A 20,619-nucleotide genomic window follows, 5' to 3' on the forward strand; every position below is an offset into this window, starting at 1 on the left:
CGATTATGATGTTTAAGCAATACCTGCAAGTAACGAAACCAGGCATCATCTTTGGCAACCTGATCTCGGTGATTGGTGGATTCCTGCTGGCCTCTAAAGGCAGCATTGATTATCCCCTGTTTATCTACACGTTGGTTGGGGTGTCACTGGTTGTGGCGTCGGGTTGTGTATTTAACAACTACATCGACAGGGATATCGACAGGAAGATGGAGAGGACCAAAAACCGTGTGCTGGTTAAAGGTCTGATTTCTCCTGCGGTCTCGCTGGTATACGCCACCTTGCTGGGTATTGCTGGCTTTATGCTGCTGTGGTTTGGCGCGAACCCTCTGGCCTGCTGGCTGGGGGTGATGGGCTTCGTGGTCTATGTTGGCGTGTACAGCCTGTACATGAAACGCCACTCGGTCTACGGTACGCTGATTGGCTCACTCTCCGGCGCTGCGCCGCCGGTGATTGGCTACTGCGCCGTGACGGGGAGCTTTGACAGCGGTGCGCTGATTCTGCTGGCGATTTTCAGCCTGTGGCAGATGCCGCACTCTTACGCCATCGCGATTTTCCGCTTTAAGGATTATCAGGCTGCTAACATTCCGGTACTGCCGGTGGTGAAAGGCATTTCGGTGGCGAAGAACCATATCACGCTGTATATCATCGCCTTTGCTATCGCCACGCTGATGCTGTCTCTGGGCGGTTACGCCGGCTACAAATATCTGGTTGTGGCGGCTGCGGTCAGCGTCTGGTGGTTAGGCATGGCGCTGCGTGGGTACAAAGTGGAAGATGACAGAGTCTGGGCGCGCAAGCTGTTCGGTTTCTCCATCATTGCCATCACCGCGCTTTCCGTGATGATGTCCGTCGACTTTATGGTGCCAAACTCGCAGAACCTGCTGACTTACGTCTGGTAAAATCTGCTCATACTATAAAGGGTGCTTCGGCACCCTTTTTTATTTGTCGTTTTGCTACGCCCTCCCCTCACAACCACAACATTTGTTAATGAAGCGCATATTTACCCCGCCCGCATACCGCTTTACACTAGGCGCGAAATTAAAACAGAGGTGGGAATGAACGATTATAAAATGACGCCCGGTGAGTTGCGCGCCACCTGGGGTTTAGGGACCGTATTCTCGTTGCGCATGCTTGGCATGTTTATGGTCCTGCCGGTTCTGACCACCTATGGCATGGCGCTGCAGGGCGCCAGCGAAGCGCTGATCGGGCTTGCCATCGGCATTTATGGTCTGGCACAAGCGGTCTTCCAGATCCCCTTCGGCTTGCTATCCGACCGCATCGGTCGTAAACCGCTTATCGTCGGAGGGCTGGCGATATTCGTTTTCGGTAGCGTGATCGCCGCGCTCTCGGACTCTATCTGGGGAATTATACTCGGACGTGCACTGCAGGGTTCCGGGGCGATTGCCGCCGCAGTGATGGCGCTGCTGTCTGACTTAACCCGCGAACAAAACCGCACAAAAGCGATGGCGTTTATTGGCGTCAGCTTTGGTATCACCTTCGCCATTGCCATGGTGCTTGGGCCGATCGTTACCCACGAGCTGGGATTACACGCGCTGTTCTGGATGATCGCCGCACTGGCAACCACCGGTATCTTACTGACCATTTGGGTGGTTCCCAATAGCACCACCCACGTGCTGAACCGCGAATCAGGCATGGTCAAAGGCAGCTTCAGTAAAGTCCTGGCGGAGCCTAAACTGCTGAAGCTCAATTTTGGCATCATGTGCCTGCATATTTTACTGATGTCCACTTTCGTCGCCCTGCCAGGCCAGCTGGCAAAAGCGGGCTTTCCCGCCGCCGAACACTGGAAGATTTATCTGGTGACGATGCTGCTGTCCTTTGTTTCCGTGGTGCCGTTCATCATCTATGCCGAAGTAAAACGCCGGATGAAGCGGGTATTTCTGTCGTGTGTGGTGCTAATCCTGGCTGCTGAGATTGTCCTGTGGAGCGCTAACATTCGTTTCTGGGGGCTGATTGCAGGTGTTCAGCTCTTCTTCCTCGCCTTTAACCTGATGGAAGCACTTCTCCCCTCGCTCATCAGCAAAGAATCACCGGCGGGTTATAAAGGAACGGCGATGGGCGTTTACTCCACCAGCCAGTTCCTCGGCGTCGCCATCGGGGGTTCGCTGGGCGGTTGGGTGGTCGAAATGTTTGATGGTCAGGCGGTATTTTTGGCAGGCGCATTACTGGCTGCAATCTGGCTACTGGTGGCCAGCACGATGAAAGAGCCGCCGTATGTCAGCAGCCTGCGCGTGGAGATCCCCCCTGAGATCGCCGCAGATGACACACTAAAACAGCGACTGCAGGCAAAAGAAGGCGTGAGTGAGGTGTTAATTGTGGCAAAAGAGCATTCTGCCTATGTGAAAATCGACAGCAAAGTGACCAATCGATTTGAAATTGAGCAGGCGATAAGCCAGGCGTGAGGATTGCCGGATGGCGACTATCGCCTTATCCGGCCTACAAATAGCGTGTGCGATCGGTAGGCCTGATAAGCGTAGCGCCATCAGGCAGAACGGCTTAGTCGCGGAAGTTCTTGAACTGGAACGGCTGGCCGAGGTCGCCGCCACGCACCAACGCCATGACGGATTGCAGATCGTCACGCGCTTTGCCGGTCACACGAATTTCTTCGCCCTGAATCTGCGCCTGCACCTTCAGTTTGCTGTCTTTAATCAGCTTGACGATTTTCTTCTGTACCGCGCTTTCAATGCCCTGCTTCAGCTTCGCTTCCACAAACCAGGTTTTTCCGCTGTGCGTAAAGGTTTCCGGTACGTCCAGTGACGTCCCTTCAATCCCGCGCTTCAGCAGCTTGGCGCGCAAAATATCCAGCAACTGATTAACCTGGAAATCAGACTCGCTCAGCACCTTAATGGTCTTATTGGCTTCGTTCAGCTCAAAAGTGGCTTCAACGCCACGAAAATCGAAGCGTGACTCCACTTCGCGGCTCGCGTTATCGACCGCGTTACGCGCTTCCTGAAGATCAACTTCAGAGACAATATCGAAAGATGGCATCTTTTCCTCTCCCTTCGTTTTTGATGCGAAGCATAATACCTGCAAAGTTACTCAACAGACAGCGCTATACTAGGCTGTATCCCCTAATTGTACGTGCCAATGGTAGCGGCGAACAATAATGGGATGCAGACGATATGGATTAGCACCTGGTGCTGTTGCAGGTGAGGAGGATGAATGAGAATTACCGTACTGGGATGCGGAGCCTTAGGGCAGCTTTGGCTTACCGCGCTATGCAAACATGGACATGAGGTTCAAGGGTGGCTACGCGTGCCACAACCTTATTGCAGCGTGAATTTGATTGACACGGATGGGTCAGTTTTTAATGAATCCCTGACGGCAAACGATCCCGACTTTTTGGCGAAAAGCGATCTGTTACTGGTGACGCTGAAAGCCTGGCAGGTTTCTGATGCGGTAAAAAGCCTGGCAACTATTCTGCCAAAGACCACCCCAATTCTGTTGATTCACAACGGAATGGGCACCATTGATGAGCTGCAAAGCATTACGCAACCACTGTTGATAGGCACCACCACGCAGGCCGCTCGCCGTGATGGCAACGTCATAATCCATGTGGCGAAAGGAACAACGCGCATCGGCCCGGCGCGTGAACAGGATGGCGATTTCAGTTATCTGGCTGAGATCCTGCAACAGGTGCTGCCTGACGTTGCCTGGCACGACAACATCCGCGCGGAACTGTGGCGCAAGCTGGCAGTCAATTGCGTCATTAACCCACTCACCGCGCTGTGGAACTGCCAAAACGGTGAGTTACGCCAGCATCCTGAAAAAATAGCGCAGATATGCGAGGAAGTGGCGGCGGTTATCGAACGCGAAGGCCACCATACATCCGTGGATGATTTACGCTATTATGTTGAGCAAGTAATTGACAGTACGGCAGAAAATATCTCATCCATGCTGCAGGACATTCGTGCTCTGCGCCATACGGAGATTGACTACATTACCGGTTATTTGTTGAAACGCGCGCGTGCGCACGGCATCGCCGTCCCGGAAAATGCCCACCTGTTTGAAATGGTAAAGCGAAAGGAAAGTGAATATGAGCGCTCAAGCACTGGTATGTCTCGCCCCTGGTAGTGAAGAGACCGAAGCGGTCACCACTATCGACCTGCTGGTTCGAGGCGGGATCCAGGTAACAACCGCCAGCGTAGCCAGCGATGGCGACCTGACGATTGTCTGCTCGCGCGGCGTCAAGTTGCTGGCGGATGCACCGCTGGTTGAAGTCGCCGACGGCGATTACGACATTATCGTGCTGCCCGGCGGCATTAAAGGCGCAGAATGTTTTCGCGACAGCCCGCTGCTGATTGAAACCGTTAAACAGTTTCATCGCTCCGGGCGTATTGTGGCAGCTATATGTGCCGCAGCCGCCACCGTGCTGGTTCCGCATGACATTTTCCCCATCGGCAATATGACCGGCTTCCCGGCGCTGAAAGACAAAATCCCCGCTGAACAATGGCAGGACAAACGCGTCGTCTGGGATCCGCGCGTCAACCTGCTGACCAGCCAGGGGCCAGGAACATCAATTGATTTTGGCTTAAAAATCATTGATCTGCTGGTCAGTCGCGAAAAGGCTCATGAAGTGGCGTCACAACTGGTGATGCCCGCAGGCATTTATAACTACTACGAGTAACACTTAGGCCACTCCCTCTAAAAGGAACCGTTATGAAAGGATATCTGAGCGGAGTGGTTTTACTGCTCCTTTCCAGCACCACCGCCGCAACCCAGCTTGAAATTAAGAGCCTTGAGTACCGTTATCCCAATAGCACTGAAATGCAGTATCGCGTGCCATGGTTTTCCTCAACGGATAACCCGCAGGTTGCAAAACGCATTAACGATTATATTTTCGCAAGCTTCATCAATCGGTTACCAGGGAATAACCCGCAGGCGACAGTGAATCAGTTTGCGAAATCAGAGATGAATGCCACCGCCAACCTTGACTACACGGTCGAGTATCGCGACGCCAACGTGCTGACCCTGAATATGTTTGCCGAAGGCTGCGGGGCCTATTGCGAGTCGTATAACGTGCCGATGAGCTTCGATTTAGCCAATGGCGCGGCAATTACCCTTAACGATCTCTTTTCTCGCGCCACGATGGCCGAATTAAACACCCGCATCAGAAAAGATATCCGCAGCCAAATTGATACCTTTGTTGCCGCACAGAAATCACAAAAGTCGGAGCCAATAAAAGAGGAAGACGGTGAAGATTTGGGCTATGACGACTTCTACGCCTCATGCGCCACCTACACCGACGGGTTGTACTACATCGACAAATTCTCCCTGCAAAAAGATCATCTGGCTTTCCTGAACGGACGCTGTAGCAACCACGCCAACCGCGCGGGTGATGAACTGGGCGATTTCACAACAAAAATCCCGACCGCAGATCTGCATAATCAGTTCACGCCATACGGCCAGTATCTGACTGGCGCAAAGGGTACAACACCGGTTGAGCCCGCGCCCGGCATCGATGGCAAGGTGATGTACGGCACGCTGGGAAAAAGCATGCGTATCGTGTTGAAGGTGGACTGTAAATACGGTGATTATTTTGAAGGGGCTTACTTCTACCAGAAATTTGGCGCACCGATTGAATTAACCGGCAAGTGCAACACCGCCAACAATCAACATTATGAACTGAAGACCTCTGACGCAGAACAGGCGCAAGAGAAGATGACGCTGGAATTGAAAGACGGTGTCTATCAGGGCGTCTGGGAGTCGAACGGGAAGACGCTTCCCGTGCGTTTTGAATAATATCGTGATATTGCCGGATGGCGGTGTAAACACCTTATCAGGCCTACAAAGACGTACAGTTTGTAGGCCTGATAAGCGCAGCGCCATCAGGCAGAAGTCACTACGGGCGATACACCTTCACGTTTGCAAAACCCTGCTCGCGCAGATACAGCGCCTGCAGGCGGCTCATCACACCGCGTTCACACCACAGCAGCCAGGTTTTATTCTGGTCCAAATCGCCAAAGTGGGTGCTCAGCTTGTAGAACGGCAGCGAAACCACGTCCACGCCTTCCACTTTCAGCGGCTTATCATCCTGTTCATCCACAGAGCGGATGTCCAGAATCACGTCGTTGGGGCCAAAACCGCTCACGGTTTCAACTTCCACCACGGCCTGCTCGGTCTGCTGAGCGATATCGCGGATATCGATATTATTGGCTTCTTCCACCACTTTATCGAGGATGGCAAAATCGAAGTTTTGTTCTTCGGCTTCAATCTTCGCTTTAATGGCTTTTACCGTCGGGCTTTTTGAGATCACACCGCAGTACTCCGGCATGGTTCGAGCAAAGTCTTCGGTACCAATTTCACGCGCCAGATTAATGATGTGTTCTTTATCGTGCGAGATCAGCGGACGCAGGATCAGCGTGTCGGAGACGTTGTCGATCAAACGCAGGTTAGTCAGCGTCTGGCTGGATACCTGCCCAAGCGCTTCACCGGTCACCAGCGCCTGGACGCCGTAGCGCTCGGCCACTTTAGACGCCGCGCGAACCATCATGCGCTTGAGGACCACGCCCATCTGGCCATCGTCAACTTTCTCGAGGATCTCACCCACCACCGGTTCAAAGTTGATGGCGACAAAACGTACGCGATGCGAACTCCCGAAGCGGTTCCACAGGTAATGCGCCACCTGACGAACACCGATTTCGTGCGCCGCACCACCGAGGTTAAAGAAGCAGTAGTGCACGCGGCAGCCGCGACGCATCAGCATATAGCTGGAAACGCCAGAGTCAAAACCGCCGGAAATCAGCGACAGTACGTCTTCCTGGGTGCCAATCGGATAGCCGCCAATACCTTCGTAGCGACCTTTCACCAGCAGCAGTCGGTCGTTTTCGATTTCAAGATTGACGGTCACATCAGGCTTGGTCAGCTTCACGCGCGCGGATTCAATATGTTGATTCAGCCCACCGCCAACATAACGTTCCACTTCAATGGAGCTAAACTCATGCTTACCACGGCGCTTCACGCGCACGCAGAAGGTTTTGCCTTCCAGTTGATCGCGGTACTGCACCAGCGCTTTCTCGAAGATATCGTGCATATCGGTAAACGGCACGTCTTCCACTTCGAGAATATGGTGGATACCCGGAATGCGGGTCAGCGCGTCACGAATATCCAGACGCTGGGTTTCATCTTTGGCGCGAACCTCAACATGGTCCCAGTGGCGGACGACAGCAAGGTCTTCATCATAGTGTTTTAAAACGTTACGGATGTTCCCTGTCAGAATTTTTATAAAGCGCAAACGCACAGATTGGCTTTTGATGGTGATTTCTGGGAACAATTTAATGATAAACTTCATGGCGGCAATGGTTCTTTGGCAAGCATCAAAGGCTTGTATTGGGGAATAATACAGCAGCCCATACCTGCGGCTGCATCCAGGCGCGGAAGTATACCACTACGCGAGCTTCCTGTGCACATTGCGCATTATTTGATAATTGCTCTAAGTCCGTTACCATGGCTTGGGCTGAAAATATTGAGAGTCAGACATTCATTATGCCGAAGAAAAATGAAGCGCCCGCCAGCTTTGAAACAGCGCTGAGCGAGCTGGAACAGATTGTTACCCGTCTGGAAAGCGGCGACCTGCCGCTGGAAGAGGCGCTGAACGAATTCGAACGTGGCGTACAGCTGGCGCGTCAGGGACAGGTTAAGTTGCAACAGGCTGAACAGCGCGTGCAAATCCTGCTGTCTGAGACGGAAGATGCCGCCCTCACGCCTTTTACACCGGATAATGAGTAAATGGATTTTACGCAGCAGCTACAGGCTTGCGTTGAGCAGGCCAACCAGGCACTGAGCCGTTTTATCGCGCCATTGCCCTTTCAGAACACTCCCGTGGTCGAGACCATGCAGTATGGCGCATTATTAGGCGGTAAACGTCTGCGCCCATTCCTGGTATACGCAACCGGTCAGATGTTTGGCGTCAGCCTGAGTACGCTCGACGCTCCCGCCGCGGCGGTTGAGTGCATCCATGCTTATTCGCTGATGCACGATGATTTACCCGCGATGGACGACGACGATCTGCGACGCGGCCTGCCGACCTGCCACGTTAAGTTTGGCGAGGCGAATGCGATTTTAGCGGGTGATGCGCTGCAAACGCTGGCGTTTTCCATTATCAGTGACGCCTCCATGCCGGAGGTCGCCGACCGTGACCGCATCGCCATGATCTCTGAACTGGCTCAGGCCAGCGGTATTGCCGGCATGTGCGGCGGTCAGGCGCTGGATCTGGCGGCTGAAGGCCTCCAGGTTGAGCTGGAGGCGCTGGAGAAAATCCATCGCCATAAAACCGGGGCCTTGATTCGCGCCGCCGTGCGTCTGGGGGCATTAAGTGCCGGAGACCAAGGCCGAAACGTCCTGCCGATACTCGACAAGTACGCCGAAAGCATCGGTCTGGCGTTCCAGGTTCAGGATGACATACTGGATGTGGTAGGCGATACTGCAACATTGGGTAAACGTCAGGGTGCCGACCAGCAGCTTGGCAAAAGTACCTATCCTGCACTTCTGGGTCTTGAGCAAGCCCGGAATAAAGCCCGGGATTTAATCGAGGATGCCCGCCAGTCGCTCAGTCTGCTGGCCGCACAGTCACTCGATACCTCGGCACTGGAAGCGCTAGCGGACTACATAATCCAGCGTGATAAATAAACCAACATATCCGATGAGCTTGCGATGAGTTTTGATATAGCCAAATACCCGACCCTGGCGCTGGTCGACTCCACCCAGGAGTTACGCCTGTTGCCAAAAGAGAGCCTGCCCAAGCTTTGCGACGAACTGCGCCGCTATTTGCTCGACAGCGTGAGCCGTTCCAGCGGGCATTTTGCCTCCGGTCTGGGCACGGTGGAGCTGACCGTCGCGCTGCACTACGTCTACAACACCCCGTTTGACCAGTTAATCTGGGATGTGGGACATCAGGCGTACCCGCACAAAATTCTGACGGGGCGCCGCGATAAAATCGGCACCATCCGCCAAAAAGGTGGCCTGCATCCGTTCCCCTGGCGTGGCGAGAGCGAGTATGACGTTTTAAGCGTCGGACACTCCTCCACCTCCATCAGCGCCGGTATTGGCATTGCGGTTGCCGCCGAGAAAGAAGGCAAAGAGCGCCGTACCGTTTGCGTGATTGGCGACGGTGCCATCACTGCCGGCATGGCGTTTGAAGCCATGAACCACGCGGGCGATATTAAGCCCGACATGCTGGTTATCCTGAACGACAACGAAATGTCGATTTCAGAAAACGTCGGCGCGCTGAACAACCACCTGGCACAACTGCTCTCCGGCAAACTGTATTCCTCATTGCGTGAAGGCGGGAAGAAAGTCTTCTCCGGCGTGCCGCCGATAAAAGAGCTGCTTAAACGTACCGAAGAACACATTAAAGGCATGGTAGTGCCGGGTACGCTGTTTGAAGAATTGGGCTTTAACTACATCGGCCCGGTAGACGGTCACGACGTGCTGGGACTGATCACCACGCTGAAGAACATGCGCGACCTGAAAGGCCCGCAGTTCCTGCACATCATGACCAAAAAAGGTCGTGGCTATGAGCCTGCGGAAAAAGACCCAATCACGTTCCATGCGGTACCCAAATTCGATCCGTCCAGCGGATGTCTGCCGAAAAGCAGCGGCGGCCTGCCGAGCTACTCCAAAATCTTCGGCGACTGGTTATGTGAAACGGCGGCCAAAGACAACAAGCTGATGGCGATTACCCCGGCCATGCGCGAAGGCTCCGGTATGGTGGAGTTTTCACGTAAATTCCCGGACCGCTACTTCGACGTGGCGATTGCCGAGCAGCACGCGGTCACCTTTGCTGCCGGACTGGCAATTGGCGGCTATAAGCCGGTGGTCGCGATTTATTCCACCTTCCTGCAACGCGCCTACGATCAGGTGCTGCATGATGTCGCCATTCAGAAACTGCCGGTCCTGTTCGCCGTGGATCGCGCGGGGATCGTGGGCGCAGATGGACAAACCCACCAGGGCGCGTTCGATCTTTCTTTCCTGCGCTGCATCCCGGAGATGGTCATTATGACCCCGAGCGATGAAAACGAATGCCGCCAGATGCTGTTTACCGGTTATCACTACACTAACGGCCCGGCCGTGGTGCGCTACCCGCGCGGTAATGCGGTTGGTGTTGAGCTGACCCCGCTGGAAAAATTACCTATTGGTAAAGGCATCGTGAAGCGTCACGGGACAAAAGTGGCAATCCTTAACTTCGGCACCCTGATGCCAGAAGCCGCTCAGGTTGCGGAATCGCTAAACGCCACGTTGGTCGATATGCGCTTTGTCAAACCGCTGGACGAAACGTTGATTCTGGAGATGGCAGCCCGCCACGAGGTGCTGGTTACGCTGGAAGAAAACGCCATTATGGGCGGCGCGGGCAGCGGCGTAAACGAAGTGCTGATGGCGCATCGTAAGCCGGTTCCGGTGCTTAACATTGGTCTGCCTGACTTCTTCATCCCACAGGGGACACAGGACGAAGCGCGCGCCGATCTCGGTCTTGATGCCGCCGGCATTGAGGCCAAAATCAAGGCCTGGCTGGCATAATCCCCTCCCCGCTCCTGCTATGCTTAATGATTAACACGCTAAGCAGGAGCGGAATATGCAATACAACCTCTTAGGAAAAACTGACCTTCGGGTTTCTCGCCTTTGTCTGGGCTGCATGACGTTTGGCGAGCCCAATCGCGGCAACCACGCCTGGACGCTGCCGGAAGAAAGCAGTCGCCCAATTATCAAACATGCTCTTGAAGGCGGTATTAACTTTTTTGATACTGCCAATAGCTACTCCGCTGGCAGCAGTGAAGAAATTGTCGGTCGTGCCCTGCGTGACTTCGCCCGCCGCGACGAGGTGGTGGTCGCCACAAAAGTATTTCACCAGGTAGATGATTTAGCGGAAGGGTTATCCCGGGCGCAAATCCTGCGTTCTATCGACGACAGCCTGACTCGCCTTGGCATGGACTATGTCGATATCCTGCAAATTCACCGCTGGGATTACAACACGCCTATCGAAGAAACCCTGGAAGCGCTCAACGACGTGGTGAAGTCCGGCAAAGCACGCTATATCGGCGCCTCTTCGATGCACGCCTCCCAGTTTGCGCAGGCGCTGGCCTTGCAGAAACAACACGGCTGGGCACAGTTTGTCAGCATGCAGGATCACTACAACCTTATCTACCGTGAAGAAGAACGCGACATGCTGCCGCTGTGCTACCAGGAAGGTGTGGCGGTGATCCCGTGGAGTCCACTGGCACGGGGACGTCTGACGCGCCCCTGGGGAGAAACGACCGCGCGTGTCGTGTCGGATGAAGTCGGAAAAAATCTGTACCGCGAGAGTGATGAAAACGACGCGAGAATAGCGGAACGGTTAACCGGGGTGAGTGAGGAAATCGGCGCTTCGCGCGCGCAGGTAGCGCTGGCGTGGCTGCTGAGCAAACCGGGCGTCGCTGCGCCCATAATTGGCGCCTCGCGCGAAGAACAGCTGGATGAGTTGCTCAACGCGGTCGATTTAACGCTAAAACCGGAACAGATTGCCGAACTGGAAATGCCGTACAAACAGCATCCGGTGGTGGGATTTAAATAATCTGGTATTGCCCGATGGCGCTGTGCTTATCGGGCCTACAACATAACCCTGGGAAGGGTTAAATAATGCCAAGCGGCCAGTGATGCCCGATAAAATAGAGGATCCCTGCGGAAAGTATCCCCGCCACAATATCGTCGATCATAATCCCCGTACCGCCATGCACGTTACGATCGAACCAGCGGATCGGCCAGGGCTTCCACATATCCAGAATGCGGAAAATCACAAATCCGGCGGCGACCCACTGCCAGTCGAGTGTCGGCAGAGCCATCAAGGTTATCCACATCCCGACAAACTCATCCCAGACGATACTGCCGTGATCGTGTACACCCATATCTTTCGCCGTTTGATGGCACAGATAGACACCGATACAAATAGCCAGCATGACGACCAGTGAATACAGCTGCCACGGCAGAAACGTCATCAAATACCAAAATGGGATCGCCGCCAGCGATCCCATGGTACCGGGTATAATTGGACTTAATCCGCTGCCGAATCCGGTGGCCAACAGGTGCCACGGATTACGCATACTCAAGCGGCTTTTTGCGACATCTTTTTTAAGGCGCAGCAAAATGGTCATATCCTTTCCAGTCAAACGTGACAGGCTTACCGTCACGCGTAAAGTGCATCCCTTCCACGTCCGCACTCATCTGCCCAATGCAGGTAAATGATACGCCAAGATGCCCCAGCGCGACGTCCAGTGCACCACGGTTTATTTCCGGTACGGTAAAGCATAACTCATAATCTTCACCACCTGAGAGCGCCCAGCGCAGCGCCTGCTCCGGCTCAACGTGCTGAGATAATGCCGTGGAATACGGTAACGCATCGACATTAACGCGCGCGCCGCAACCGCTGGCATTAACGATATGCCCGAGATCGGAAATCAGACCGTCGGAAAGATCGATAGCCGCACTGGCCAGGTCGCGCAGGGCCTGCCCCTGTAAAATTCTCGGCGTGGGACGCAGGTGACGTTTAAGCAGATACTCCGCGTCTTTGGCATCTGTTACCTGCAATCGGTTTTGCAGAATAGCCAAACCGGCAGCGCTGTCGCCCGGCGTACCGGTAACGTAAATCCAGTCACCCGGCTTCGCACCCGAGCGTTTTAAGGCTCGCCCGACCGGGACGTAGCCATGGATACCCAACGTCATCGACAGTGGCCCACGCGTGGTATCACCGCCAATCAGCTGCATATCATAGTAATTAAGGAGTTCAAACAGGCTGTCACTGAAGGCTTCGAGCCAGGATTCATCAACGTCAGGTAACGTGAGCGCCAGCGTCAGCCATGCCGGGTCAGCTCCCATCGCCGCCAGATCGCTTAAATTAACCGCCAGCGCTTTCCAGGCCAGGTCCGTTGGATCAATATCGGGAAGGAAGTGATTGCCTGCCACCAGCGTGTCGGTGCTGATCGCCAGCGTTTGTTTTTCAGGGATGTTCAGGAGTGCACAATCGTCACCAATGCCGGTTTCGACGTCAAGACGAGAGCTTCTAACACGGTCAAAATAACGGGCAATCAGGGAGAATTCGCCACATGCCATACGTTATGCCTCAGCAGGAAAAAAGAAAAGGCCGGCGACAGCGGAAATAGATTCCGCCATCCTGCCGGCCTGGCGATCACTTTTTGTTGGGGCGAATCGCAGGTGCTGCTTTATCCAGTACGCCGTTGACGAACTTGTGGCTATCTTCGGCACCGAAGGTTTTCGCCAGTTCAATCGCTTCGTTGATGGCCACTTTATACGGCACATCACTACGTTTAGACAGTTCAAACAGTGCAATACGCAGTACGGCTTTCTCTACCTGACCCAGCTCTTCCAGCAGACGAGACAGGTAAGGCTTCATCAGGCCATCCAGGTACGCGCTGTTAGTCGCCACCCCGGACAGCAGTTCACGAAAATACAGGACGTCGACATCTTTCACGTCCTGTTCCGCCAAGAACTGGTATTCAACATCAGAGATGTCGTTCTGGGACAACTGCCAGGAGTAGAGCGCCTGGACGGCACACTCACGGGCGCGGCGACGAGCAGCAGGTTTCACGGATTTCCCCTTACAAAAATCAGGCCTTAATGGCTTTCAATACATTAATCATTTCAAGCGCGGTCAGTGCAGCTTCTGCGCCTTTATTACCGGCTTTCGTGCCAGCACGTTCGATGGCTTGTTCAATACTTTCGGTGGTCAGAACACCGAAGGCTACCGGAATACCGCTGTCCTGAGCGACGTGCGCCAGGCCATTGCTTGCACCGCCAGCCACATATTCGAAGTGTGCGGTACCGCCACGGATAACTGTACCCAGCGCAATCACCGCGTCATATTTACCGGTTTTCGCCAGTGCATCAGCTGCCAGCGGCAGCTCATACGCGCCTGGAACCCAAACGACGGTAATGTTTTCATCTTTAACCTGGCCAATACGCTTCAGGGCGTCGATAGCACCTTCCAGCAGGCTGTCATTGATAAAGTTGTTGAAACGCGCAATGGTGATGGCGACGCGAGCGTCCGGAGTAGCAACGTTAGCTTCAATAATGTTCATATTCTTCCTTCGGATTCACTAGACCCCGCAGGGGGGCGGATTTTATCATAATAATCTGTGCGCTGCTTCCCTTTCGAACCGGGAGATCATGCGCTCACTAAATGCAGGCAAACGTCCGGACCTACATGGCGTATCTCGTTGAATTTGAAATGGGGGGCATCGGCCAGTTTCTCAAGGCCTGGCAGCACACATAATCCTCGCGCGTCACTGCCTAACAGTTTAGGCGCAACATAGACGATTAGCTCATCCACCACCCCGGCCTGCAATAATGCGCCTGCAAGCGTTGGGCCAGCCTCAACCCAAATGCTGTTAATTTGCTGCTTGCCCAGTTGCATCATCAACACCACCAGATCCAGATTGCCGTTATGCTCCGGCACATTCAGCGTGCGAACACTCTCCGGCCAGATACGCGAATCGTCGCTGCTGCGCGCAATCCAGGTTTCTCCCGGCTGCTGCACAATACGATGTTCAGGTGTGACCTGGTTTTGACGATCGAGAACAATGCGGATTGGCTGACGCAGGTTTTCCTGCGGATACAGCGCCTGGGTCGATTCATCAAGCTCCGACCAACGGACGGTAAGCTGGGGGTCGTCAGCCAGCACCGTGGCGCTGCTGGTTAAAATAGCATGGCTTTGCGCACGCAGGCGCTGAACGTCGCGACGTGCCTGTGGTGATGTTATCCACTGGCTTTCGCCGCTGGCCATCGCCGTACGGCCGTCAAGCGATGCGCCGAGCTTAAGCTGAACATACGGAAATCCGGTGCGCATCCGCTTGAGAAAACCTTTATTCAGCTGTTCGACGTCGTTCATCATCATGCCGTGGCTGACATCAATACCGGCCTGCTGCAAGCGGTAAAGTCCACGCCCCGCCACCTGCGGGTTAGGATCCTGCATCGCGGCAACAACACGCGTCACGCCCGCAGCAATCAGCGCATCGCAGCACGGCGGCGTACGCCCGTGATGACTGCACGGTTCGAGCGTGACGTAGGCGGTTGCCCCCTGCGCTTTAACACCGGCCATACGCAGCGCATGGACCTCGGCATGGGGTTCGCCCGCGCGGTGATGGTATCCTTCACCGACGATTTCCCCGTCTTTAACAATGACACAGCCCACGTTGGGATTAGGGTGGGTCGTGAAACGTCCACGCGCGGCCAGCTTCAGCGCTCGCGCCATGTACAACTCATCCTGCATGGCTTAATCCTGTAGGCGAGCAATCTCTTCGCCAAATTCTTTGATATCTTCAAAGCTCCGGTAAACCGAAGCAAAACGGATGTAGGCCACTTTATCGAGCTTTTTCAGTTGCTCCATCACCAGATTACCGATCATTTTACTCGGCACCTCGCGCTCGCCCGTCCCACGCAGCTGTGATTTTATATGGTTTAACGCCATTTCGACGTCATCTGCGCTGACCGGCCGTTTCTCAAGCGCTCTCAGCATGCCGCTGCGCAGCTTCTCTTCATTAAAAGGCTCGCGCACGTCGTTGCTTTTTACAACGCGTGGCATAACCAGTTCTGCCACTTCAAAAGTGGTAAAACGTTCGTTACAGACCAGACACTGCCGACGGCGGCGTACTGAAGAGCCCTCGCCGACAAGACGAGAGTCAATTACCTTAGTGTCTACGGCGAAACAGAATGGGCAATGCATACGGCGTCCTGTACCTCAGTGGTTCATAGAGATCTATTTTACCCTGAACTGGCGCGACAACAAAGGCAGAGCGCTTTTGAGACAAAGGATCGATGCCTTCGTGCTCTGAGCACACTACCATTATGCTATCGCGACAATGTAGGAAGTAATCATAATGACAAGACGTTACCTAAGAATTCTCCTGGTGGGAAGCCTCTTTAGTCTTAATGCCTGCGCACAGCAAGCTGAAGTACGACAGATGCATCAAAGCGTAAGTACCTTGAGCAAAGAGATGACCCAGCTCAATCAGGAAACGGTAAAAATAACGCAACAAAATATGTTGAATGCGAAATCCACCCGCGGCGTCTATTTATTACCGGGTTCGAAAACCCCCGCCCGCCTGAACAGCCAGATTGGTACGCTCCGCATGTCACTGGTCAATATTGCACCGAATGCGGACGGTACGCGCCTGACGCTGCGCATTCAGGGAGAATCCAACACACCGTTACCGGCATTTAGCGCCACCGTAGAGTACGGGCAAATCCAGGGCACCACGGACAACTATCAGGAAGTGAACGTTAAGAATGAATTGATCAACGCTCCGGCAAGCCTTCTTGCCCCCAGTGACGTAGACATTCCGCTGCAGCTCAATGGCCTGTCACTTGACCAACTCGGCTTTGTACGCATCCATGACATCCAGCCTGTGACCCAATAAACTTTTTTGCGGAGCGTTTTGTGCGTTCCGCAACACCCATCCCCGTCATTTTGTTACTCCGCTGACATCACCGATATTTTTAGTAAAACTTGGCAACATTCATGGGAGTCAGTACAATTCGCCGCCTAAAGTACGCAAACGTGAACGCAATCGATTACGTAAATGATAGAACTGTGAAACAAGACATATTTTTGTGAACAATGATTTTTATAATAGGCTCCGAAGAATTACGAAATATTTAGAAACGCAAATTGCGCCTTTTTCACTCCCGAAAGGGATTTCAAACAGTGGCATACATATGAAAAAAACATTACTTGCAGCCGGTGCAGTGCTGGCGCTCTCCTCGTCTTTCACTGCTAATGCAGCAGAAAACAACAAACCGGAATACCTGTCCGACTGGTGGCACCAGAGCGTTAACGTTGTCGGCAGCTACCACACCCGTTTCGGACCGCAGATCCGTAACGATACCTACCTGGAATATGAAGCTTTCGCTAAAAAAGACTGGTTTGACTTCTATGGTTATATGGATGCGCCGGTATTCTTCGGTGGTAACACCGATGCGAAGGGTATCTGGAACCACGGCTCCCCGCTGTTTATGGAAATCGAACCACGTTTCTCCATCGACAAATTGACCGGTGCCGATCTGAGCTTTGGTCCGTTCAAAGAGTGGTATTTCGCGAACAACTATATCTACGATATGGGTCGTAACAAAGATGGTCGCCAGAGCACCTGGTATATGGGTCTGGGTACTGATATCGACACCGGCCTGCCGATGAGCCTGTCCATGAACGTGTACGCCAAGTACCAGTGGCAGAACTACGGTGCCGCGAACGAAAACGAATGGGATGGCTACCGTTTCAAAGTGAAATACTTTGTCCCGATTACCGAACTGTGGGGCGGTAACCTGAGCTATATCGGCTTCACCAACTTTGACTGGGGCTCCGATCTCGGTGACAAAGACTTCACCGATGTAAATGGCAAGAAAGCACGTACCAACGATTCGATCGCCTCCAGCCACATTCTGGCGCTGAACTACGATCATTGGCACTATTCTGTTGTTGCCCGTTACTGGCATAACGGCGGCCAGTGGAAAGATAACGCGGACGTGGTCTTTATGAACGAAAACGTTCGTTCTACCGGTTGGGGTGGTTACTTTGTTGTAGGTTACAACTTCTAAATTGAGGTTGGTTGTCGCCGGATGGCGCTATGCTTATCCGGCCCAGGTATACAAAAGCCAGCTTAATTGCTGGTTTTTTTTTGTCTAAAGAAAACCCATAGACAATTTGTAGGCTTTCTTCAGGCAAAAAAAATCCCGACCTTGCGATCGGGATTCTAATGTAACGCCCTGCGTCGGTTAAGGCAGAATAGACGGCTGATCCGCCCCTTCTTTCTCAACTTTCTGCTGCAGCATGTGCTCACGCTTCATACCCAGCTTCAGCGCCAGCGCCGATGCCACGTAGATAGACGACGCGGTACCGATGGACACACCGATAAGCATAGTCAGCGAGAAGCCTTCCAGTACCGGACCACCAAAGAGGTACAGCATCAGAATAACCACTAACGTTGTACCGGAGGTAATCAACGTACGGTGCAGCGTTTGGGTCAACGACACGTTAAAGATTTCATAAGGCGTCCCGCGACGGATTTTGCGGAAGTTCTCACGAATACGGTCAGAAACCACGATGCTGTCGTTCAGCGAGTAACCGATAACCGACATCAACGATGCGACGATAGTCAGGTCAATCTCGATATGGAACAACGACAGGATCCCAAGCGTGATGATCACGTCGTGCGCCAGCGAGATAACCACGCCCGCCGCCAGTCGCCACTCAAAGCGGAAACCGACGTACACGAGGATGGAGATCAGCGCCACGATCAGCGCCATCGCACCGTTTTGTGCCAGATCGGCACCGACGCTAGGCCCGACGAATTCGATACGCTTCACCGCTGCATGCTGGTTGGTGGCTTCGTTAATGACGCTCAGCACCTTGCTACCCAGCACTTGCCCACCGTTTTCACCTTCGGTTGGCGGCATACGTACCATAATGTCGTGGCTGCTACCGAAGTTCTGCAGCAGCGGCTCAACGAAGCCCGCTTTCTCCAGCGCATCGCGCATCACGTCCATTTCCGCCGGTTTTTCCAGCGTGATTTCAATTACCGTACCACCGGTGAAATCGAGCCCCCAGTTAAAGCCACGTACGCCCATCACCACGATGGCCGCAATCAGCAGGAAACCAGAGATGCCGAAAGCCCAGTAGTCCCAGCGCATAAAGTCGATGACTTTACGGCCGTGGTTCAATTGTTCAACAGTATATTCCTGTGCCACTTCGCACTCCTCAGATTGACAGCTTTTTGACGCGCTTGCCGCCATACAACAGGTTTACGATGGCACGTGTCCCGACGATCGCGGTAAACATCGACGTCGCCACACCAATACCGGTAGTAATCGCGAACCCTTTAATTGCCCCGGTACCGACTGCATACAGGATCAGAACTTTAATCAGCGTCGTGATGTTCGCATCGAAGATGGAACTGAATGCGCCCGCATAACCTTCGTTGATCGCCTGCTGAATCGAACGTCCGTTACTCAACTCTTCTTTGATACGTTCGTTGATCAGTACGTTCGCATCGACCGCTACGGCAAGGGTTAAGACGATCCCCGCGATACCCGGCATACTTAGCGTAGCGCCCGGCAGCAGCGACATGATACCGACAATCAGTACCAGGTTCGCAATCAGTGCGCTGGTCGCAATCAAACCAAACTTCTTGTAGAAGAAGATCATAAACAGAATAGAAACAGCCAGACCAGCCAGACACGCTTCCAGACCCTGCTTGATGTTCTGCATACCCAGAGTCGGGCCGATGGTGCGTTCTTCAACAATCTGAATCGGCGCAATCAACGCACCGGCACGTAGCAGCAGTGAAAGCTGACGCGCTTCATTCGGGTTGTTGATACCGGTGATACGGAAGCTGTTGCCCAAGCGAGACTGGATGTTGGCGATGTTAATCACCTCTTCCTGTTTCACCAGCACTGAACGGCCATTCGCATCTTTTTTACCGCTGTCTTTATACTCCACGAACAGGGTCGCCATCGGCTTACCGATGTTATCCTTGGTGAAGTTAGACATGATGTTACCACCCGCGCTATCCAGCGAGATGTTAACCTGCGGCTGATTGTATTCGTCCTGGCTGGAAGTGGAATCGGTGATATGGTCACCGGTCAGGATCACGCGTTTATACAGCACAACCGGCTGTCCTTCACGAGACTGTTTCACTTCCGAGTCACCCGGTACGCGCCCGGATGCCGCCGCAGACTGGTCCACGTTGGTGTTTACCAGACGGAACTCCAGCGTCGCCGTTGCGCCCAGAATCTCTTTCGCACGCGCGGTGTCCTGAATACCCGGCAGTTCGACCACGATGCGGTCGGCGCCCTGGCGTTGAACAACCGGCTCAGCGACACCCAGTTGGTTAACACGATTACGCAGAATATTGATGTTCTGCTGTACCGCGTACTCACGGGCTTCACTCAGACGTGCATCGGTCATCACTGCACGCAGCGCATTGCTGCCCTGGCTGGAAATAACCAGATCCTGATGACGCTTGCTCAGATAAGAGATCGCGTCGTCACGCGCCTTGCCATCACGGAAGGTGATGCTCAGACCGTAGTTATCTTCTTTACGAACGGTAGTATAAGGAATGCCTTTTTCACGCAGATCGCTGCGCAGGCTATCGATATTTTGTTCCTGCAGTTTACCCAGCGCGGTGTCCATATCCACTTCCATCAGGAAGTGAACGCCACCACGCAGATCAAGACCGAGTTTCATCGGTTCCGCGTGAATAGCAGCCAGCCAGCGAGGGGTTGCCGGAGCAAGGTTAAGCGCCACGACGTATTGATCACCCAGCACGCCCAGCAGCACTTCACGTGCGCGCAATTGGGTATCGGTGGAGTCGAAGCGCGCAAGAATAGCGCCCTCTTCCAGAGCCACAGACTTAGGTGTGATTTTTTCTTCTTGTAACGTTTTCTGGACCTGGATCAGCGTTTGCTCACTGGCGGCGGCACCGCGCACGCCAGTGATTTGAACAGCCGGATCCTCACCATACAGGTTGGGAAGTGCGTAAAGCAGGCCGACGATAATCACGACGACCAGCATGATGTACTTCCACAAAGGATAACGGTTTAACACGGCAGTTCCCTTTGGGAAAA

The 20,619-nt window shown here is 53.7% G+C and carries 21 protein-coding genes; 11 read left to right on the forward strand and 10 right to left on the reverse strand.

What is annotated here, in order from left to right; translation table 11 throughout:
• The first annotated feature begins 5 nt into the window (after positions 1 to 5).
• Positions 6 to 896: a heme o synthase gene (gene cyoE / locus FDX01_RS21145; RefSeq protein ID WP_096758073.1), complete on the forward strand. Its 891-nt coding sequence runs from the start codon at positions 6 to 8 to the stop codon at positions 894 to 896.
• 156 nt (positions 897 to 1,052) lie between these two features.
• Positions 1,053 to 2,417, forward strand: a complete 1,365-nt coding sequence (locus FDX01_RS21150) for an MFS transporter (RefSeq protein WP_137400410.1) — start codon at positions 1,053 to 1,055, stop codon at positions 2,415 to 2,417.
• 94 nt (positions 2,418 to 2,511) lie between these two features.
• On the opposite strand, the gene FDX01_RS21155 is transcribed toward FDX01_RS21150, so the two are convergent.
• Positions 2,512 to 3,003, reverse strand: a complete 492-nt coding sequence (locus tag FDX01_RS21155; protein WP_096758076.1) for a YajQ family cyclic di-GMP-binding protein — start codon at positions 3,001 to 3,003, stop codon at positions 2,512 to 2,514.
• A gap of 174 nt (positions 3,004 to 3,177) precedes the next feature.
• Between FDX01_RS21155 and panE the strand changes: the two genes are divergently transcribed.
• Genes panE through FDX01_RS21170 form a run of 3 tightly spaced genes read left to right on the forward strand, consistent with a single transcriptional unit; the run spans position 3,178 to position 5,757 of the window.
• Complete coding sequence (panE, locus tag FDX01_RS21160) at positions 3,178 to 4,089, forward strand: 2-dehydropantoate 2-reductase (RefSeq protein ID WP_137400411.1); 912 nt, start codon at positions 3,178 to 3,180, stop codon at positions 4,087 to 4,089.
• Entirely contained in the window at positions 4,052 to 4,642 is a 591-nt protein-coding gene (gene yajL, locus FDX01_RS21165; protein WP_096758078.1) for a protein deglycase YajL, read from the forward strand. Before panE ends, yajL begins: the two co-directional genes overlap by 38 nt.
• Before the next feature lie 32 nt (positions 4,643 to 4,674).
• Entirely contained in the window at positions 4,675 to 5,757 is a 1,083-nt protein-coding gene (locus FDX01_RS21170; protein ID WP_137400412.1) for a hypothetical protein, read from the forward strand.
• 100 nt (positions 5,758 to 5,857) lie between these two features.
• Here FDX01_RS21170 and thiI read toward each other — a convergent pair whose 3' ends face one another.
• Entirely contained in the window at positions 5,858 to 7,306 is a 1,449-nt protein-coding gene (thiI, locus tag FDX01_RS21180; RefSeq protein ID WP_135912466.1) for a tRNA uracil 4-sulfurtransferase ThiI, read from the reverse strand.
• 194 nt (positions 7,307 to 7,500) lie between these two features.
• Between thiI and xseB the strand changes: the two genes are divergently transcribed.
• The 4 genes from xseB to FDX01_RS21200 are packed head-to-tail and all read left to right on the forward strand — an operon-like array spanning position 7,501 to position 11,560.
• A complete protein-coding gene (gene xseB / locus FDX01_RS21185) occupies positions 7,501 to 7,743 on the forward strand; it encodes an exodeoxyribonuclease VII small subunit (protein WP_096759458.1) in 243 nt (80 codons plus the stop codon).
• Positions 7,744 to 8,643, forward strand: a complete 900-nt coding sequence (ispA, locus tag FDX01_RS21190; RefSeq protein ID WP_137400413.1) for a (2E,6E)-farnesyl diphosphate synthase — start codon at positions 7,744 to 7,746, stop codon at positions 8,641 to 8,643. It abuts the gene before it with no gap.
• Positions 8,644 to 8,667: 24 nt separating this feature from the next.
• A complete protein-coding gene (gene dxs, locus FDX01_RS21195) occupies positions 8,668 to 10,530 on the forward strand; it encodes a 1-deoxy-D-xylulose-5-phosphate synthase (protein ID WP_115259241.1) in 1,863 nt (620 codons plus the stop codon).
• Between the two features lie 55 nt (positions 10,531 to 10,585).
• Entirely contained in the window at positions 10,586 to 11,560 is a 975-nt protein-coding gene (locus tag FDX01_RS21200) for an aldo/keto reductase (protein ID WP_137362731.1), read from the forward strand.
• Between the two features lie 58 nt (positions 11,561 to 11,618).
• Here the strand turns inward: FDX01_RS21200 and pgpA are convergent, their stop codons facing one another.
• The 6 genes from pgpA to nrdR form a co-directional block, all read right to left on the reverse strand.
• Positions 11,619 to 12,137 (reverse strand): phosphatidylglycerophosphatase A, encoded by a 519-nt coding sequence (gene pgpA / locus FDX01_RS21205; protein ID WP_096758084.1) that lies wholly within the window; start codon positions 12,135 to 12,137, stop codon positions 11,619 to 11,621.
• Positions 12,115 to 13,092: a thiamine-phosphate kinase gene (thiL, locus tag FDX01_RS21210; protein ID WP_137400414.1), complete on the reverse strand. Its 978-nt coding sequence runs from the start codon at positions 13,090 to 13,092 to the stop codon at positions 12,115 to 12,117. Before thiL ends, pgpA begins: the two co-directional genes overlap by 23 nt.
• Positions 13,093 to 13,168: 76 nt before the next feature.
• Entirely contained in the window at positions 13,169 to 13,588 is a 420-nt protein-coding gene (gene nusB, locus FDX01_RS21215) for a transcription antitermination factor NusB (RefSeq protein ID WP_096758086.1), read from the reverse strand.
• Between the two features lie 19 nt (positions 13,589 to 13,607).
• The gene (gene ribE, locus FDX01_RS21220) at positions 13,608 to 14,078 is read right to left on the reverse strand and encodes a 6,7-dimethyl-8-ribityllumazine synthase (RefSeq protein ID WP_003021575.1); all 471 of its coding nucleotides are present in this window, start codon (positions 14,076 to 14,078) and stop codon (positions 13,608 to 13,610) included.
• An 86-nt stretch (positions 14,079 to 14,164) separates the two neighbouring features.
• On the reverse strand, positions 14,165 to 15,268 hold the full coding sequence (gene ribD / locus FDX01_RS21225; RefSeq protein WP_096758087.1) for a bifunctional diaminohydroxyphosphoribosylaminopyrimidine deaminase/5-amino-6-(5-phosphoribosylamino)uracil reductase RibD: 1,104 nt from the start codon (positions 15,266 to 15,268) through the stop codon (positions 14,165 to 14,167).
• 3 nt (positions 15,269 to 15,271) lie between these two features.
• A complete protein-coding gene (gene nrdR, locus FDX01_RS21230) occupies positions 15,272 to 15,721 on the reverse strand; it encodes a transcriptional regulator NrdR (RefSeq protein ID WP_096758088.1) in 450 nt (149 codons plus the stop codon).
• 154 nt (positions 15,722 to 15,875) lie between these two features.
• On the opposite strand from nrdR, the gene FDX01_RS21235 reads away from it, so the two are divergent.
• Positions 15,876 to 16,415: a DUF3251 domain-containing protein gene (locus tag FDX01_RS21235; protein ID WP_117342111.1), complete on the forward strand. Its 540-nt coding sequence runs from the start codon at positions 15,876 to 15,878 to the stop codon at positions 16,413 to 16,415.
• A 298-nt stretch (positions 16,416 to 16,713) separates the two neighbouring features.
• A complete protein-coding gene (locus FDX01_RS21240; RefSeq protein ID WP_115259246.1) occupies positions 16,714 to 17,592 on the forward strand; it encodes a nucleoside-specific channel-forming protein Tsx in 879 nt (292 codons plus the stop codon).
• A 177-nt stretch (positions 17,593 to 17,769) separates the two neighbouring features.
• Here FDX01_RS21240 and secF read toward each other — a convergent pair whose 3' ends face one another.
• Positions 17,770 to 18,741: a protein translocase subunit SecF gene (secF, locus tag FDX01_RS21245; RefSeq protein WP_096758091.1), complete on the reverse strand. Its 972-nt coding sequence runs from the start codon at positions 18,739 to 18,741 to the stop codon at positions 17,770 to 17,772.
• A gap of 10 nt (positions 18,742 to 18,751) precedes the next feature.
• The gene (secD, locus tag FDX01_RS21250; RefSeq protein ID WP_096758092.1) at positions 18,752 to 20,599 is read right to left on the reverse strand and encodes a protein translocase subunit SecD; all 1,848 of its coding nucleotides are present in this window, start codon (positions 20,597 to 20,599) and stop codon (positions 18,752 to 18,754) included.
• Between the last annotated feature and the right edge of the window lie 20 nt (positions 20,600 to 20,619).

The organism is Citrobacter sp. wls613 (genome assembly GCF_005281195.1).
Classification (GTDB): Bacteria; Pseudomonadota; Gammaproteobacteria; order Enterobacterales; family Enterobacteriaceae; genus Citrobacter; species Citrobacter gillenii.

Coding starts and splice junctions, on each gene's coding strand:
- pgpA (WP_096758084.1), bottom strand. CDS start 12,137: ATGACCATTTTGCTGCGCCTTAAAAAAGATGTCGCAAAAAGCCGCTTG.
- FDX01_RS21150 (WP_137400410.1), top strand. CDS start 1,053: ATGAACGATTATAAAATGACGCCCGGTGAGTTGCGCGCCACCTGGGGT.
- FDX01_RS21170 (WP_137400412.1), top strand. CDS start 4,675: ATGAAAGGATATCTGAGCGGAGTGGTTTTACTGCTCCTTTCCAGCACC.
- ribD (WP_096758087.1), bottom strand. CDS start 15,268: ATGCAGGATGAGTTGTACATGGCGCGAGCGCTGAAGCTGGCCGCGCGT.
- ispA (WP_137400413.1), top strand. CDS start 7,744: ATGGATTTTACGCAGCAGCTACAGGCTTGCGTTGAGCAGGCCAACCAG.
- ribE (WP_003021575.1), bottom strand. CDS start 14,078: ATGAACATTATTGAAGCTAACGTTGCTACTCCGGACGCTCGCGTCGCC.
- nrdR (WP_096758088.1), bottom strand. CDS start 15,721: ATGCATTGCCCATTCTGTTTCGCCGTAGACACTAAGGTAATTGACTCT.
- FDX01_RS21240 (WP_115259246.1), top strand. CDS start 16,714: ATGAAAAAAACATTACTTGCAGCCGGTGCAGTGCTGGCGCTCTCCTCG.
- thiI (WP_135912466.1), bottom strand. CDS start 7,306: ATGAAGTTTATCATTAAATTGTTCCCAGAAATCACCATCAAAAGCCAA.
- FDX01_RS21155 (WP_096758076.1), bottom strand. CDS start 3,003: ATGCCATCTTTCGATATTGTCTCTGAAGTTGATCTTCAGGAAGCGCGT.
- yajL (WP_096758078.1), top strand. CDS start 4,052: ATGAGCGCTCAAGCACTGGTATGTCTCGCCCCTGGTAGTGAAGAGACC.
- dxs (WP_115259241.1), top strand. CDS start 8,668: ATGAGTTTTGATATAGCCAAATACCCGACCCTGGCGCTGGTCGACTCC.
- FDX01_RS21200 (WP_137362731.1), top strand. CDS start 10,586: ATGCAATACAACCTCTTAGGAAAAACTGACCTTCGGGTTTCTCGCCTT.
- cyoE (WP_096758073.1), top strand. CDS start 6: ATGATGTTTAAGCAATACCTGCAAGTAACGAAACCAGGCATCATCTTT.
- FDX01_RS21235 (WP_117342111.1), top strand. CDS start 15,876: ATGACAAGACGTTACCTAAGAATTCTCCTGGTGGGAAGCCTCTTTAGT.
- panE (WP_137400411.1), top strand. CDS start 3,178: ATGAGAATTACCGTACTGGGATGCGGAGCCTTAGGGCAGCTTTGGCTT.
- xseB (WP_096759458.1), top strand. CDS start 7,501: ATGCCGAAGAAAAATGAAGCGCCCGCCAGCTTTGAAACAGCGCTGAGC.
- thiL (WP_137400414.1), bottom strand. CDS start 13,092: ATGGCATGTGGCGAATTCTCCCTGATTGCCCGTTATTTTGACCGTGTT.